We start from the raw sequence: 16,023 nt of genomic DNA, 5'->3' as shown, positions 1-16,023 counted from the left end.
ATCCGAGAACCGATCAACCCCCGACGACTTCACCTGACCCGGCCTTGGCACAACCCACCCAACGACCAGAACCCACCAAAGTCACCGGTATTGGCACTAGGCCTGGACGCCGCCGGCCCGCGGGCCGGGCCGCGGAAAGCGAACGGGCCGACCCTGGCGGGTCGGCCCGTTCGTGTTTCACGTGAAACGTCACTCGGCGATGAAGTCCTCGAGGTCGCGGACGATCGCGGCCTTCGGCTTCGCCCCGACGATGGTCTTGGCGACCTCGCCGTTCTGGTAGACGTTCAGGGTCGGAATGGACATGACGCCGTACTTGGCGGCCGTACCCGGGTTCTCGTCGATGTTGAGCTTGACGACCTCGATCTTGTCGCCGTACTCGCTGGCGATCGCCTCGAGGGACGGAGCGATCTGGCGGCAGGGACCGCACCAGGCGGCCCAGAAGTCCACCAGGACGGGCTTGTCGCTCTTGAGGACGTCCTGCTCGAAGCTGTCGTCGGTCACGTTCTTCAGGGTGCCGGCCACGGCGGGCTCCTTAACTGGTTCGTGCGGTGGGGTGGTTGGGGGTCTCAGACGGTGGTCTTCTCGGGCTCGGCCTTCTGCTCGTTGTCCGCGAGGACCGCGAGGAAGCGCTCGGCGTCGAGGGCGGCGGAGCAGCCGGTGCCCGCCGCGGTGATCGCCTGACGGTAGGTGTGGTCGACCACGTCTCCCGCGCCGAAGACCCCGGTGAGGTTGGTACGGGTGGACGGTGCGTCGACCTTGAGGTAACCCTCTTCGTCCAGGTCGAGCTGGCCCTTGAAGAGTTCCGTGCGCGGGTCGTGCCCGATCGCGATGAACAGGCCCGTCACCGGCAGGTCCGAGAGCTCGTCCGTCTTGAGGTTGCGCAGCTTCAGGCCGGAGAGCTTCTGCTCGCCCTGGATCTCGGCCACCTCGCTGTCCCAGATGAACTTGATCTTCGGGTCGGCGAAGGCGCGCTCCTGCATCGCCTTGGAGGCGCGCAGGGTGTCGCGGCGGTGGACGACCGTCACCGACTTGGCGAAGCGCGAGAGGAAGGTGGCCTCCTCCATCGCGGTGTCGCCACCGCCGATCACGGCGATGTCCTGGTCCCTGAAGAAGAAGCCGTCGCAGGTGGCACACCACGAGACACCGCGGCCGGAGAGGGCGTCCTCGTTGGGCAGGCCGAGCTTGCGGTGCTGCGAGCCGGTGGCGACGATGACGGCCTTGGCCCGGTGCACCGTGCCCGAGGTGTCGGTGACGGTCTTGATCTCACCGGTCAGGTCGACGGAGACGATGTCGTCCGGGACCAGCTCGGCACCGAAGCGCTCGGCCTGGGCGCGCATGTTGTCCATGAGGTCGGGGCCCATGATGCCGTCGCGGAAGCCCGGGAAGTTCTCCACGTCGGTGGTGTTCATCAGCGCACCGCCGGCGGTGACGGCGCCCTCGAAGACCAGCGGCTTCAGCGACGCGCGCGCGGTGTAGAGCGCCGACGTGTAGCCTGCGGGCCCGGAGCCGATGATGATCACGTTACGGACGTCGCTCACGGCTTGATTCCTCGTCTCTGGACTGTGTCGTACGGCGGCGGGAGCCTCTCTCACAGCTCTCACCCCACCCAACGGATCCTACGGGGCGTGCATTCCCGGCGTGGCTGGGCACACGGAGGCGCGTCAGCGTACGGAATACCACGCAGCGCGCGAATCAGGCGTGCGCGCTCAGGAACGCGTGTAGGAACGCTTCAGCAGTACCTTGGCCGCCGTCGCGGGGTGGTGGACGCAGGTGGCGTCGACGACATAGGCCGTGACCCGTGTGCTCTCGCCGGAGGCGTCGGGCAGCACGACCAGAAAGGCGTCCTTGCCGGCGTAGGTGCCGTGCTGGGCGGCGAGCGCCGTGTCCTCGCGTGCGATGCCCTGCTGGACGCACGGGGGGACCGAGACGGTGGGCTGAGTCTTGAGGACCCGCGGCCGATCGGTGTCCGGGGCGGAATCCACGCCGAAACTGTGCGGGGCGCGCGTGTCGCCCTGTTGCTTCTGAGCCTTGGCAAGGAGGTCCGAGACCCGGCCCTCCAGGGTCCCCGCGGCGAAGGTGTCCGCGGAAGCGGTCGGCCGACCCTGCGCGGTGGTGTCGGAGCCCTTGCCGTCGTGCAGGGAGGCCAGCACCACGGACGCGATGCCCAGGACGGCGAGCGTGCACACGGACCCCAGGACGGCGATCCTGCGGCGCCCGTGCCGCGTACGGGTCTTGCGGGCCGGGCCGGTGATGGAGGCGCGGGGGTGGCCCCTGGGACGGTCCGCCGTCGATGTTTCACGTGAAACGTGCGCGCCGTCACCGGCATCGGTCTCGGGGCGGGAGGTGCGGGAGGTGCCCACAGCGGCAGGTGTGTGCGTGGCCTCGCGCTCGTCCGTGGCCTCGGCGGCCGTGGCGCTGAGCAGAGCCTCGGCGGCGAGCGCGGCGTCGATACGGCCCGCGACGTCGTTGGGCATACGGGGCGGGCCCGGCAGCGTGCCGAGGAGGCCGCGGATCTCCTCCAGGGACGCGTAGACGTCGGCGCACAGCTCGCAGCCGTCCAGGTGCCGCCGGAGGGCCGTGCTGCGGGACGGTGCCAGCAGGCCTTCGGTGAGGTCGGAGATCTCGGTGACGTCCGGGTGCCCGGCCCTGTCCGTCGTGGATGTCACGCCCGCCCACCTCCGCCCTTCACAGCAGTCGAATCGTCCGGCCCCGCCCCCTGTGGACCCGTGTCCAGAGGATGCGCTGCCGGTGGGACGGATGTCCCCTGCGCCCGGTTCCGTCCTCTGTCCGGTTCCTTTTCCCCTCCCGTACTTTCCGCCGCGCCTCCCGGCCGCAGATGGGTGAGCAGCGGCAGGAGCCGCGCTCTGCCCCGGGCGCAGCGGCTCTTCACCGTCCCGGTCGGCACGTCGAGGATCCGGGCGGCCTCGGCCACGGGGTAGCCCTGCATGTCCACGAGGACCAGAGCGGCCCGCTGGTCGGCCGGGAGGGTGCCCAGCGCCTCGATGAGCTGCCGCTGGACGTCGTTCCGCTCGGCGGGCGCCGAGGCCGACTCGTGCGGCTCCAGCAACTGCTCCAGGCGCTCGGTGTCGTCCACCGGCGAGGTCTTCCGCGAGGCCGCCTTGCGGGCGCGGTCCAGGCAGGCGTTCACCGTGATCCGGTGCAGCCAGGTCGTGACGGCCGACTGCCCGCGGAAGGTGTGGGCGGCCCGGTAGGCGGAGACGAAGGCGTCCTGGACGGCGTCGGCGGCCTCCTCGCGGTCCCCCAGCGTCCTCAGGGCGACGGCCCAGAGGCGGTCGCGGTGTCGCCGTACGAGCTCCCCGAAGGCGTCGGGGTCACCTTCCACATGGCGGGACAGGAGGTCCTGATCGCTCAGGTCGGCGTGAGCGCTGCCCTCTGCCATCCGACCCCCTCCCCCTCGTTTGAGACGTCAGCCCGTGAACTTCACTTCGGTGATGGCCTGCTTGTAGCCGGCGCCGGTGTACGCGCTCGCGTCCGCGCCGGAGTACGGCACGGCGGTGAGCCAGACGAGGACGTACCGCGTCTTCACCGGCTTGGTGACCTTCACCGTGGCGGTGTTCGCGTTCGTCCTGGCCGTGCCGAGCCGCTGTGCGGAGGTCAGCGACGCCGATGCGAGCGAGTCGGACGCGTACAGCTCGACCGTCGTGTGATCGCCCGCGTAACGCAGACCGATGGACGCGGTGGTGAGTTCGTGCGGCGAGCCGAGGTCGTAGACGATGCCGACGCCCGGCTTGTAGGGCGCGAGGGCCGGACCGTCTATGAAGGTGTTGGTCTTCCAGAACGTCGAGTTGTCGCCGTCATGGGTCCTGCCGACGTCACCGGGGTGCTGGGCGTCGCCCTTCACGACGTACTCCTGGGCGCCCTGGATCGCGATCGGCCTGACCGGCTTCGGCTGCTTGCCGCCCTTGCCGCTGCCGTCCGTCGTCTGGGTCTGATTGCCGTTGCCGGACTTGCCGCCCTGGTCCATCAGGGCGTCCGCGAGCTGCCAGCTGCCCAGGCCGAGGGCGGCGATGAGGAGGGCCGAGACGGCCCACTTCAGCGCCTTGCCGGTGCGGCTCTGCAGCGGGGGCGGCGGCGGGGCCACCGCCTGCGTGACACCGTGGTGCGGCGTCGTACGCCCGTAGGAGCCCTGCTGGTAGGCCGTGTGCTGGTACTCCGGCGGAGCGGCGAACGAGGGCTCCGGCGGGCGGATGCGCGGCATCTCGCCGATCGCCTTCACCAGTTCCTCCGGCGTGGTGCAGGGGGACTCGTGGCGGGAGGCGGTGGCGCCGTTGTTGGCGAGGGCACGCATGGCGAGTTCGGACAGGCCCCGGTGCACTCCCGCCCGCACCTGGTCGGGCGGGATGAGACCGATGTCCTTGGGCAGGCCGGACAGACCGTAGGCGTCGCTCTCGTACGGCCAGCGCTGGGTCAGCGCCGCGTACAGCAGGGCGCCGATCGACTCGGTGTCGGTGCGCTGGGGGGTGTCGGAGCTGACACCGCGCAGCGCCGCGTTCACGGCGAGGCCGCGGATGCGCCACTGGCCCGAGGAGGTGCGCAGCACCGCGTTGGGGTTCAGACGCAGATGCGCGAGGCCCTCGCGGTGCGCGGCGGCCATGGCGGAGGCGACCTGGCTGACCAACTGGTAGGCGTCGTGCGGCTCCATGGGCCCGGCGGACAGCAGGGTGGTCATTTCGACGGCGTCGGGCAGCCATTCGTGGACCACGTAGACGACGTCGTTCTCCTCGACGGCGTCCAGGACCTGGACGAAGCGCGGATCGCCGAGCAGGGCCGAGGAACGGGCCGCGGCCAGCACGGAGCGGGCGCGCGTGTGGTCCGCGGGCAGGATGTGGACGCCGACGGCGCGGCGGAGCTTCTCGTCCACCGCTCGCCAACTGCTGAATCCGTCCAGACGGGTGACGCACTCTTCGAGGCGGTAGCGACTGGCGAGCTTGTGACCGCTGTGCAGTTCGGGCGGTGAGGCCTTCTCTCCGGGACTCTGGGTCCCTCGGCTCCCCTGTGCCTCGTCGTTGTCCGTGTCCCGCTCCCGGTTCTGGGCCACCCCGTCGGCCGTGGCCTGGTCCGCCTTCGCGGTCAGCGGCTCGTCGCCGCTGTTCTCTGCCACGTCGACGGCAGCCGTGCTCCGTTCCGCCACCGTCGCTCCTGCCTCCCCATCCATTGCGCGCTGTCCGACGCCGAAACCAATTGTGCCCACAGTCCGCTGCTATGCACGACACACGGCCGCGGACGATGGTTGTGCGCCTACCCCCGCCTCAACGCCCCAGGCGCCCGCGGACCATGCCCACGAGCGAGTTGAGTTCCTCGATGCGCATACGGCGGGCGGCGACGAAGAAGACCCCGAGCAGCAGGGCCCCGCCGGCCAGCAGCGCCGCGAACGACCCGAGGACGCCCTGGCCCAGGGCGTGGCCGATGGCGTAGCAGGCCGCGCCGCTGAGCAGCGCCGCCGGCACCGAGGCGATGCACAGCCGTGCGTACGTCCGCATGACACGGGAGCCGTCGAGGTCGCCGCCGAGCCGCACGCGCAGTCGGCGCCAGGCGACACCCACGCCGATCGCGTACGCGAGACCGTACGCGGCGGCCATCCCTGCGACGGCCCAGCGGGGCGGAAGCAGCACGTAGCAGAGCGCGGAGGCACCCGCGTTGACCGCGGCCACGATGACCGTGTTGTAGAAGGGCGTCCGGGTGTCCTCGTACGCGTAGAAGGCACGCAGGACGACGTACTGCACCGAGTAGGGGATCAGGCCGAGGGCGAAGGCCATCAGCATGTAGCCCATGTTGGTGGCGGCGCCGGTCCCGGAGGAGCCGAAGATCAGGGTGCACATCGGGATGCCGAGGGAGAGGAACCCGAAGGCGATGGGCACGATGGCGACGGCCGTCGTGCGCAGGCCCTGCGAGATGTCGTCACGGACGGCTCCCGCGTCGCCCTCGGCGGCCGAGCGCGAGATGCGGGGCAGCAGCGCCGCCATCAGCGAGACCGTGATGATGGCCTGCGGCAGACCCCAGATCAGCTGCGCGTTGGCGTAGGCGCTGAAGCCCGTGCCGGGCAGCTCGGTGTCGGTGACCGCGGCGGTGGCCAGCTGGGTGACGACCAGGGCGCCCGCCTGATTGGCGAGGACGAACAGGACCGTCCACTTGGCGAGCATGGCGGCCTTGCCGAGGCCGTGGCCCCGCCAGTCGAAGCGCAGGCGCAGCCGGAAGCCGGTCTCGCGCAGATACGGGATCATCGCCAGCGCCTGCACGACGAGGCCGAGCAGCACGCCGACGCCCAGCAGGCGCTGACCCTCCACCGGAATGTTCGTGACGTTCATGTGGGAGTCCGCGGCGGTGCCGTAGACCCACAGGAACATGCCGAGCGTGGCGATGATGACGATGTTGTTGAGGACCGGAGTCCACATCATCGCGCCGAACTTGCCCCGGGCGTTGAGGATCTGCCCCATCACCACGTGGATGCCCATGAAGAAGATGGTGGGCAGGAAGTACCGGGTGAAGGTGACGCCCACCTCGTTGGCCGCGGGGTCGCTGGCGACCGGGTTGGACAGCAGCCGGACCAGGAGCGGCGCCGCGAACATCGCCAGCGCGGTGAGCAGGCCCAGCGCCACGACGACCAGGGTCAGCAGCCGGTTGGCGAAGGCCTCGCCGCCGTCCTCGTCCTCCTTCATGGCGCGGACGAGCTGCGGGACGAACACCGAGTTGAGGCCGCCACCGACGGTCAGGATGTAGATCATCGTCGGCAGCTGGTAGGCCACCTGGAAGGTGTCGCCCAGGAGGGCCGTGCCCAGCGCGGCCACGATCATCGCGGAACGGACGAAGCCGGTGAGCCGGGAGACCATCGTGCCCGCCGCCATCACGGCGCTCGACTTCAGCAGCCCCGACGCGCGCCCGCCCTTCTTCGCCGCCGCGGGCACGGCGGCGGGGGCGGTCGTCTCCGTGGCGGCCGGAGCCGCGGCGTACGGTCCCGCCGGGCCCTGGCCGCCGGCCGGCGCGGGCGAGGGGCCGGGGACCGAGGGCGCGTCCGTCCGCGGGTGCCCGCCGGTCTGCTGCGGGGGCTGGTAGCCGCGCTGCCCGGCCTCATGGAAACCGTCCTGGCGCGCGTCGGGGTAGCCGCCCTGCCGGGCGTCCTGGTAGCCGCCCTGCTGCTGGTCGCGGAAGAGGTGGGCGAAGGCGTCCGGCTCGTGGCGCTCCTCGCCGGAGTGGCTGACGAGGTCGTCGACGCCCACGAACCGGGTGCTGCGGGGGTCCTCCCCGTGCGGCAGGTACTGCGTGGTGCCCGACGGCTCCGGCGGCGGGGTCTGGGCCCACACGCGCGGGTCGGGGGCGTACGGCGACTGCTGCGGCGGGCCGTACAGCGGCTGCTGCGGCTGCTGCGTGCCCGGAGCCTGCGGAGGATGGGCGGCACGGTCGTACAGCGCCTCGTCGACCGGGTCCTGGGCGGAGAGGTCCTGCGCCCGGTAGGGGTCGTCCGCGTAGGCGTCCTGGAGGTACATGTCCGCCGGCGGCTGCGAGGGCACCTGGCCGTGCTCGGGCGGCGCCCCCTCGGGGTGGCCCGAGCCGCCCACGGCCTGGCCGCGGTCACCGTCGTACGGCGCGTTCATGCTTACCCCACCTCGTCGTCCCGGGCCCACCGGGCCATGACATCCTCAACGGTCCACCCTCTCACCCGTGCCGGAGGGGTCGGCGTCTCCCGCTGCGGTGTCCGGTGCCGGGTCACTCGGCTGCTCGGGGGTGTCCGCCCCGGGCCGAGCGCCGGACTGTTCTGTGAGACGGTCCGCGGGGCCCTCGGGGTTCTCCGCACCGTCGTTCTCCTGCTCGTCGGGGGTTCCGGCGTCCTCGCCGGTCCCGTCGGGGCCGTCCTCCGCGGTGTCACGGGCGGCCGCCCGCTTGCGCTGGGTGTACATGCGGAAACCGGCGAGGACGAGCAGCAGGACGCCGCCGCCGATGACCAGCATCACCGTGGCCGTGACCTCGGTGACCTTCACGTCGAAGGTGACCGGGTCCCCGTACTCCTGGCCGTCCTGCGTGTACAGCTGGGCCACCACGGTCACCGGGCCGTTGGCGTTGGCGGAGGTGGTGAACTTCACGGACTGGCTGTGCCCGCCGGAGATGGCCACGCGCTGTTCCGTGTAGGCCTTGCCGCCGATCTTCAGTCGCGTCGGGTTGGTCGAGGTGAGCCGCAGCACCAGGTGGTCGACGCCCTGCACCAGGTTGTTCTGCACGGTGACCGGGATGGTCGCGCTGCGCCCGGAGAGCTTGGTCTCCGACTTGTCGATCAGCTTGACCTCCTGGGCGAGGTCGTCGAGGTACGCCTCCACGCCGTCCCGGTAGTCCGCCGCCGCGGAGGACCGGCCGCGCCACGACGTGGACATCTCGCGGTTCATGGCCCGGCCGAAGGGGGTGACGACCCGGGACTCGTCGGTGAGCACGACCTTGAAGTTGTCGACCTTGTCCTGCGTCCTGCCGATCGAGGCGAAGGCGGAGCGTGCCAGCTCCTGCCTGCGCAGCGAGGAGGGGTAGTCCGCGGACGACGGCACCCGCGTGGTGGCGCCGGGGTCCGGCTTGGCGTGGGCGGCCGCGGTCAGGTCCTGCGCCTCCGACCAGGTGCTGTGCTGGAGGTCGGTCAGCGCCTGCGCCATGGCCCGGGCCTGGCTCGCGCTCGGCATCCGCTGCGGGGTGACGACGATGCTGCGCTGCTTACCGGTCTGTTCCCCGAGTTCCAGGCTCTGGGCGAGGAACTCCTGCACGGCGAGCGTGGAACTGCCGGCCTCGGTCAGGTCACCCTGGAACGCCGTGGACAGCCGCGCGTCCGCGACCACGGCCGTGGTGCCGCCGCCGATCGGGCGGGCCGCCGAGGGCGTGTAGGACAGACCTTCGGTCTCCTGGAGGCTGTCGCCGCGCGCGATCACCTTGTCGGCGCCCGCGGAGGTGGCGACCTTCACGATCGACGGGTCGACGGCGCCGTCGACGGGCCAGGCGAAGTCGGTGCTCGGCTTCACGTGGAGCACCGTCTCCACCGTGCCGGCGGCGACTTCGGTGGCGTCCCTGAGCTGGCTGAGGGAGCCGGTGACGCTCGTCCCGCTGTGTGCGAGGGAGGCCAGGTCCGGGTCGGCGAAGGGGAGCGCCACCACGTCCTTGCCCGCCACCGCCTGCTGCAACTCGGCGAGCCACTTCTTGGCGACCGCCTGCTTGGTGCCCGCCACGGGACGGCCGCTGCCGTTGCGGATGCGGTAGTTGCGGGTCATGGCGTCGACGGAGGCCAGCAGGTCCGGGTCGATCACCCAGGTGACGTCGAGGTCCTTGCCCAGCGCGAGCATCTGCTCCAGACGGCCGCCGGGAGCGAGGTCCTGGGCGAGGTCGTCGTTGCCGAAGGTCGGCGTCTGCTGTTCCCCGGGGCCGGTCTCAGCGGTCATGTGGACGTCGGAGACGAGCGGCCACAGATAGGTGGTCTTCGTCTTGGTGTCCGCCTCGTCGGGCTTCCAGGGCAGGAACGTGTGCCGGATGCCCAGCACCTGGTCCCACGGCTGCGCGGCGGTCCGGCCGGAGAGCGAGACGGAGAGCGCGTAGACCCCGTCCGGGCCGAGGTCGAGCTTGTCGACCGGCACCGAGATGCTGAAGTGCTCGGCGACGCCCGGGGTGAGCCGGTCGAACTTCTGGGCGTACTTGCCGCCGACCTCGGCGCCGTCGGTGCCCGGCACGAAGTCGGTGCGCCGGGCGACCGCGTCGATCGCCGAGCGGGTGTTCAGCTCGGGGCCCACGCGCAGGCCCACGTGGGCGCCGGTGACCGCCTGCTTGCCGTTGTTCGTCACCGTGCCGCTGACGGTGACGGTGTCACCGTCGGAGGGGGCGCTGGGGCTGAGCGAGTCCAGGGAGACGGCCACCGTGCGCGAGCCGGTGGCGGCCGCCTGTGCGGCGTCCTGGCCCGTGGCGTCCGCGGTCGGCGCGGCGGGCAGCTGGAGCAGACCGGCCAGCAGGGGCGCCCCGGCGAGTGCTGCGCCGGTGCGCCGCAACCAGCGGCGGGCAGGTGAGGGAGTGGTCCCCTGGAAGTCTGCCGCGTCGGCCACGCGCTCGCCCGTCCCTCGTCGTCGTCAGTGGTCGTCGGATGTGCGTCCCCGCATGGTAACGATGTGCGCTGAGGCGAAGTGCCACGGAGGCGCCCACAAGATCGGCGGGCACCGGCGCTCGCCCTTCATATGCCCGTTTCCGCGGATGCTGTTCATTACGTCACAAATGCGCTGATCGCGTGCCTGGCGGAAGGACCTGCGTCTCCCGTCGGCGGGCCCGCCGGGCTCCGTATATGGCGGCGCGTCCGGGCGGCCGGGCCACGTACCCTCTTCTGTTGTGCCGAACGCCAACGAAGACACTCCCCCTGCCCTGAGCCAGGTCCAGCAGCGCGCGGTGAACGAGCTGCTGCGGGTGGCCCCCGTCGCCGACGACCTCGCGCGCCGCTTCCAGGAGGCCGGGTTCTCACTCGCCCTGGTCGGCGGCTCGGTCCGGGACGCGCTGCTCGGCCGGCTCGGCAACGATCTGGACTTCACGACCGACGCCCGCCCCGAGGACGTACTGAAGATCGTGCGGCCCTGGGCGGACGCGGTGTGGGAGGTCGGGATCGCCTTCGGCACGGTCGGGCTCCAGAAGCAGGCCCGCGTGGGGGACGTCGACCGGTGCTTCCAGATCGAGGTGACCACCTACCGGTCGGAGGCGTACGACCGCACCTCACGCAAGCCCGAGGTGTCGTACGGCGACTCCATCGAGGAGGACCTCGTCCGGCGTGACTTCACGGTCAATGCGATGGCCGTCGCGCTGCCGCGGATGGAGTTCGTGGACCCGCACGGCGGGTTGGACGACCTCGCGGCTCGGGTGCTGCGCACCCCGGGCACGCCCGAGGAGTCCTTCTCCGACGACCCGCTGCGGATGATGCGGGCCGCGCGCTTCGCCGCCCAGCTCGACTTCGAGGTGGCGCCCGAGGTCGTCGCCGCGATGAAGGGGATGGCCGAGCGGATCGAGATCGTCTCCGCCGAGCGGGTGCGGGACGAGCTGAACAAGCTGATCCTGTCCGCGCACCCGCGCAAGGGCCTCAGCCTGCTGGTCGGCACCGGCCTGGCCGACCGGGTGCTGCCGGAACTGCCCGCCCTGCGCCTGGAGAGCGACGAGCACCACCGGCACAAGGATGTCTACGAGCACACGCTGATCGTGCTGGAGCAGGCGATCGCGCTGGAGGAGGACGGCCCCGACCTGGCCCTCCGGCTCGCCGCGCTGCTGCACGACATCGGGAAGCCGCGCACGCGCCGCTTCGAGAAGGACGGCCGGGTCTCCTTCCACCATCACGAGATGGTCGGCGCGAAGATGACCAAGAAGCGCATGACGGCGCTGAAGTACTCCAACGACCTCGTGAAGGACGTCTCGCGACTGGTCGAGCTCCACCTGCGCTTCCACGGTTACGGCACCGGCGAGTGGACCGACTCCGCGGTCCGCCGTTACGTCCGCGACGCCGGGCCGCTCCTGACCCGGCTGCACAAGCTCACCCGCTCCGACTGCACCACGCGCAACAAGCGCAAGGCGGCCGCGCTGTCCCGCGCGTACGACGGTCTGGAGGCGCGCATCGCCGAGCTTCAGGAGAAGGAGCAGCTCGACGCCATCCGGCCCGACCTCGACGGCAACCAGATCATGGAGATCCTCGGGATGAAGCCCGGCCCGGCCGTCGGCAAGGCCTACAAGTACCTGCTGGAGCTCCGTCTGGAGAACGGCCCGATGGACCACGACGCCGCGGTGACGGCCCTCAAGGAGTGGTGGGCCGAGCAGGGCCCGCAGGGCTGAGGCCACACGGCACTGGGTCGCGCCCACGGGGCCGAGTGGCACCGGGTTCGTGTTTCACGTGAAACACAGCCGCGCGGCATGACCCCCGGAAAGCCCGAAGGGGCGATGTTTCACGTGAAACATCGCCCCTTCGTCATGGGGACCGAGGTGTTACTTGGTCTCCTTCAGGCAGAGCACCACGTTGTGGCCGCCGCCCGACTGCACGTAGTAGATCGTCGAGTCCGTGACCGTCTTGCACTGGGACTCGTCGGTGGAACCGTCGAACTTCTGGACGACCTTGTACTGGGCGCCGCTGGACGAGCAGTCGACATCCTGGAGGTCGGGCTTGGAGTACGAGCCGTCGTTGTGCATGCACGAGCCCACTGACGTGGTCTCCGCGTCGTCGCGGGTGAGGAACCAGCCCGCGCCGAACTTGATGATGCCGATGATGACGGCGACGACGATCAGCCCGACGATGCGCAGCGCCTTCTTGCCCGCACGCTTGCCGACCGAGGGCGGCGGCGGGGGTACCGGAGCGCCCTGCTGCTGCGGGAACGGAGCGTACGGCTGCTGCGGTGCACCCGGAGTGGCCGGCTGCCCCGTGGGCGCCTGGGCGTACGGGTTCTGGCCCTGGGCAGGCGGTGGAACGGTCACTTGGGGTCCCCCTGGAAAGTAGGCGGCGCCGCTGACGCGGACATGGCGCGAATAAGACGCACGTAAATTACCGGTCCCCACTGACAGCGCGGCAGCCGAGGCGGACTCTGTAGCTCTGATGTGACACTTACCAGCGCTCAAAGCGGGCCATAGCGGCCGCAACCGCGCCGTAGATCACGCCGATCGTGATCACCAGTGCGGCCGATCGCCCGTCCGGCGGGAGCATCAGCGCGGCGACGCCGGCGGCGCCGACGAAGGAGACGTTGTACAGCACGTCGTAGACGGAGAAGATGCGGCCGCGGAAGCCGTCCTCGACCGTGGACTGCACGACCGTGTCCGTGGCGATCTTCGCCCCCTGGGTGGTCAGTCCCAGCACGAACGCCGCCACCAGCAGCGGCCCGACGGCGAAGGGCAGGCCGAGCGCCGGCTCCAGGACCGCCGCGGCCGCCGCGCACACGACGATCCAGCGGGCGGGGCCGAGCCGTCCCGCTTCCCACGGAGTGACGAGCGCCGCCGCGAAGAACCCGGCGCCCGAGGCGCCCAGCGCCAGGCCCAGCAGGCGCAGCCCCTCCTGCGGGTGGGAGGTCAGCCCGTACCGGCACAGCATCAGCACCATGACGGTCAGCGCGCCGTAGCAGAACCGCATCAGCGTCATCGAGGCCAGCGCCCAGGCGGCCTCCCGGCGCGGCGGGGCCGCGAGGTGCCGCACGCCCGCCGCCAGGTCGCGCGCGGTGCCCCGAAGCGCCACGCCAAGCCGGGGCTGGATCAGCTCCTGGTCGGGGCCCAGCAGCTCCGGCGCCATGAGCAGCGACACCAGGGCGGCGCACAGGTACAGCGCGGCGCCCAGCAGCACCACGGCCGCGTCGGAGTCCTCGGCCACCAGGCGGACCGAGAAGGCGAGCCCGCCGCCCGCGAAGGCGGCCAGTGACCCGGCGGTCGGGGACAGGGAGTTCGCGATCACCAGGCGCTCCCCGTCGACCACGCGGGGCAGCGCCGCGGACAGGTCCGACAGGACGAAGCGGTTGACGCCGGTCACGCACAGGGCGGAGACGTAGAACAGCCAGTCCGGGACGGCGGCGACCATCAGCACCGCCGTCACCGTGGCCATCGCCGCGCGGGTCAGGTTGCCGTAGAGGAGCACCTGGCGGCGCCGCCAGCGGTCCAGCAGGGCTCCGGCGAACGGGCCCACCAGGGAGTACGGCAGCAGCAGTACCGCCATGGCGGAGGCGACCGCGGCGGCCGAGGTCTGCCGCTCCGGGGAGAAGACGACGTAGGTGGCGAGCGCGGTCTCGTACACGCCGTCGGCGCCCTGGGAGAGCAGCCGCACGGACAGCAGACGCCGGAAGTCCCGGAAACGCAGCAGGACGCGCAGGTCACGGACGACGGGCATGGGGCACAGCCTCACATACGGGAAGGGCCCCCGGGGGGATGATCCCCCCGGGGGCCCTCAAGGACCCGTGATCACGAGCGTGTTCAGCGCTCGACCTCGCCGCGGATGAACTTCTCCACGTTCTCCCGGGCCTCGTCGTCGAAGTACTGGACCGGCGGGGACTTCATGAAGTACGAGGACGCCGACAGGATCGGGCCGCCGATGCCGCGGTCCTTGGCGATCTTCGCGGCGCGCAGCGCGTCGATGATGACGCCTGCGGAGTTCGGGGAGTCCCACACCTCGAGCTTGTACTCGAGGTTCAGCGGGACGTCGCCGAAGGCGCGGCCCTCGAGGCGGACGTAGGCCCACTTGCGGTCGTCCAGCCAGGCCACGTAGTCGGACGGGCCGATGTGGACGTTCTTCTCGCCGAGCTCCCGGTCGGGGATCTGGGAGGTGACGGCCTGCGTCTTGGAGATCTTCTTGGACTCCAGGCGCTCGCGCTCGAGCATGTTCTTGAAGTCCATGTTGCCGCCGACGTTCAGCTGCATCGTGCGGTCCAGGATGACACCGCGGTCCTCGAACAGCTTCGCCATGACGCGGTGCGTGATGGTGGCGCCGACCTGGGACTTGATGTCGTCCCCGACGATCGGGACGCCCGCCTCCGTGAACTTGTCCGCCCACTCCTTGGTGCCGGCGATGAAGACCGGGAGGGCGTTGACGAAGGCGACCTTGGCGTCGATGGCGCACTGCGCGTAGAACTTCGCCGCGTCCTCGGAACCCACGGGCAGGTAGCAGACGAGGACGTCGACCTGCTTGTCCTTGAGGACCTGGACGACGTCGACCGGCTCCTCGGCGGACTCCTCGATCGTGAGGCGGTAGTACTTGCCGAGGCCGTCGAGGGTGTGACCGCGCTGGACGGTCACGCCGGTGTTCGGCACGTCGCAGATCTTGATGGTGTTGTTCTCGGAGGCGCCGATGGCGTCCGCGAGGTCGAGGCCGACCTTCTTCGCGTCGACGTCGAAGGCGGCGACGAACTCGACGTCACGCACGTGGTACTCGCCGAACTGCACGTGCATGAGGCCCGGGACCTTGGACGCCGGGTCGGCGTCCTTGTAGTACTCGACGCCCTGCACCAGCGACGCGGCGCAGTTGCCCACGCCGACGATGGCTACGCGAACCGAACCCATTGGCGGTTGCTCCCTGTGTGTACTCGGTGAGGTCCCGTCGGGACCTCACGTGGCGGTGTCGTCGGGCGTATCCGGCCGGGGCGACTCCCCGGACCGGGGCAGGCCGCCCGTCGCTCCAGATGTGGTGTCCTGCTGAGCGGATCCCCCGGGGCCGGAACCCTTCAGGTCCCGTCCGGCCCGCTCGCTCTCGATGAGCTCGTTCAGCCAGCGCACTTCGCGCTCCACGGACTCCATCCCGTGGCGCTGGAGCTCGAGGGTGTAGTCGTCGAGGCGCTCCCGGGTGCGCGCCAGGGAAGCGCGCATCTTCTCCAGGCGCTCCTCCAGCCGGCTGCGGCGGCCCTCCAGTACGCGCATGCGCACGTCGCGCGACGTCTGCCCGAAGAAGGCGAAGCGGGCGGCGAAGTGTTCGTCCTCGTACGCGTCGGGGCCGGTCTGCGAGAGCAGCTCCTCGAAGTGCTCCTTACCTTCCGCCGTCAGCCGGTAGACGATCTTGGCGCGGCGCCCTGTGAGGGGAGCGGCCAGGGCGTCCTCGTGGGTGCTGCCCGGTTCCTCGATCAACCAGCCGTTTGCGACGAGCGTCTTGAGGCAGGGGTAGAGCGTCCCGTAACTGAAGGCACGGAACACACCCAGTGACGTGTTGAGGCGTTTGCGCAGCTCGTAGCCGTGCATCGGAGACTCGCGGAGCAGGCCGAGCACGGCGAACTCGAGGATGCCGGAACGTCGGCTCATCGTCGCCCCTCTCGTCCTTATCTCGCGCTGATGTATCGACTCGATACATCACGACGATAGAACGGCCGTCCGGATGCGACAAGAGGGCACATGGTGAACGGGATCACATCACCGTTTCGTTGCAGGCGAGTTGCCTGATTTGGGGTGAACTCGGCGGCTCGGGGGGTTTTGGCGATGCGTAGTCTGTGCGCCATGCACACCACCGGGAACCGAGAGACTCCTGGGGACGTCCTCGTCCTCGGTGCAGTACGGGTGAATGCGCAACCGACCACATCCGTA

General features: G+C 70.7%; 12 protein-coding genes. 1 reads left to right on the top strand and 11 read right to left on the bottom strand.

The window, feature by feature from the left end; genetic code table 11:
* Positions 1-189: 189 nt before the first annotated feature.
* The 7 genes from trxA to ACF1A5_RS29680 form a co-directional block, all read right to left on the bottom strand.
* Positions 190-522: a thioredoxin gene (trxA, locus tag ACF1A5_RS29710; RefSeq protein ID WP_030049453.1), complete on the bottom strand. Its 333-nt coding sequence runs from the start codon at positions 520-522 to the stop codon at positions 190-192.
* 44 nt (positions 523-566) lie between these two features.
* Positions 567-1,538 (bottom strand): thioredoxin-disulfide reductase, encoded by a 972-nt coding sequence (gene trxB / locus ACF1A5_RS29705; RefSeq protein WP_392195966.1) that lies wholly within the window; start codon positions 1,536-1,538, stop codon positions 567-569.
* A 168-nt stretch (positions 1,539-1,706) separates the two neighbouring features.
* Positions 1,707-2,666, bottom strand: a complete 960-nt coding sequence (locus tag ACF1A5_RS29700; protein WP_392195965.1) for a hypothetical protein — start codon at positions 2,664-2,666, stop codon at positions 1,707-1,709.
* Positions 2,663-3,400, bottom strand: a complete 738-nt coding sequence (gene sigM / locus ACF1A5_RS29695; protein ID WP_392195964.1) for an RNA polymerase sigma factor SigM — start codon at positions 3,398-3,400, stop codon at positions 2,663-2,665. The genes ACF1A5_RS29700 and sigM overlap by 4 nt, the downstream gene beginning before the upstream one ends.
* A 27-nt stretch (positions 3,401-3,427) precedes the next feature.
* Entirely contained in the window at positions 3,428-5,152 is a 1,725-nt protein-coding gene (locus ACF1A5_RS29690; protein WP_392195963.1) for a protein kinase family protein, read from the bottom strand.
* A 118-nt stretch (positions 5,153-5,270) separates the two neighbouring features.
* On the bottom strand, positions 5,271-7,610 hold the full coding sequence (murJ, locus tag ACF1A5_RS29685) for a murein biosynthesis integral membrane protein MurJ (protein ID WP_392195962.1): 2,340 nt from the start codon (positions 7,608-7,610) through the stop codon (positions 5,271-5,273).
* Positions 7,611-7,655: 45 nt separating this feature from the next.
* Positions 7,656-10,073, bottom strand: coding sequence for a DUF6049 family protein (locus ACF1A5_RS29680; protein ID WP_392195961.1), 2,418 nt, complete (start codon positions 10,071-10,073; stop codon positions 7,656-7,658).
* A gap of 277 nt (positions 10,074-10,350) precedes the next feature.
* Here ACF1A5_RS29680 and ACF1A5_RS29675 point away from each other — a divergent pair, with 277 nt between their 5' ends.
* Positions 10,351-11,826, top strand: coding sequence for a CCA tRNA nucleotidyltransferase (locus tag ACF1A5_RS29675; protein ID WP_392195960.1), 1,476 nt, complete (start codon positions 10,351-10,353; stop codon positions 11,824-11,826).
* Between the two features lie 150 nt (positions 11,827-11,976).
* Here the strand turns inward: ACF1A5_RS29675 and ACF1A5_RS29670 are convergent, their stop codons facing one another.
* The 4 genes from ACF1A5_RS29670 to ACF1A5_RS29655 form a co-directional block, all read right to left on the bottom strand.
* Positions 11,977-12,459, bottom strand: coding sequence for a hypothetical protein (locus ACF1A5_RS29670; protein WP_392195959.1), 483 nt, complete (start codon positions 12,457-12,459; stop codon positions 11,977-11,979).
* 127 nt (positions 12,460-12,586) lie between these two features.
* Entirely contained in the window at positions 12,587-13,849 is a 1,263-nt protein-coding gene (locus tag ACF1A5_RS29665) for an MFS transporter (RefSeq protein ID WP_392195958.1), read from the bottom strand.
* A gap of 83 nt (positions 13,850-13,932) precedes the next feature.
* On the bottom strand, positions 13,933-15,015 hold the full coding sequence (locus tag ACF1A5_RS29660; RefSeq protein WP_392195957.1) for an inositol-3-phosphate synthase: 1,083 nt from the start codon (positions 15,013-15,015) through the stop codon (positions 13,933-13,935).
* Between the two features lie 45 nt (positions 15,016-15,060).
* Complete coding sequence (locus ACF1A5_RS29655) at positions 15,061-15,744, bottom strand: helix-turn-helix transcriptional regulator (protein WP_392195956.1); 684 nt, start codon at positions 15,742-15,744, stop codon at positions 15,061-15,063.
* Positions 15,745-16,023: the final 279 nt, after the last annotated feature.

It is taken from the genome of Streptomyces sp. NPDC014864, assembly GCF_043081525.1.
In the GTDB taxonomy this organism is placed as follows: Bacteria; Actinomycetota; Actinomycetes; order Streptomycetales; family Streptomycetaceae; genus Streptomyces.
This window is presented reverse-complemented; position numbering and strand designations above follow the sequence as displayed.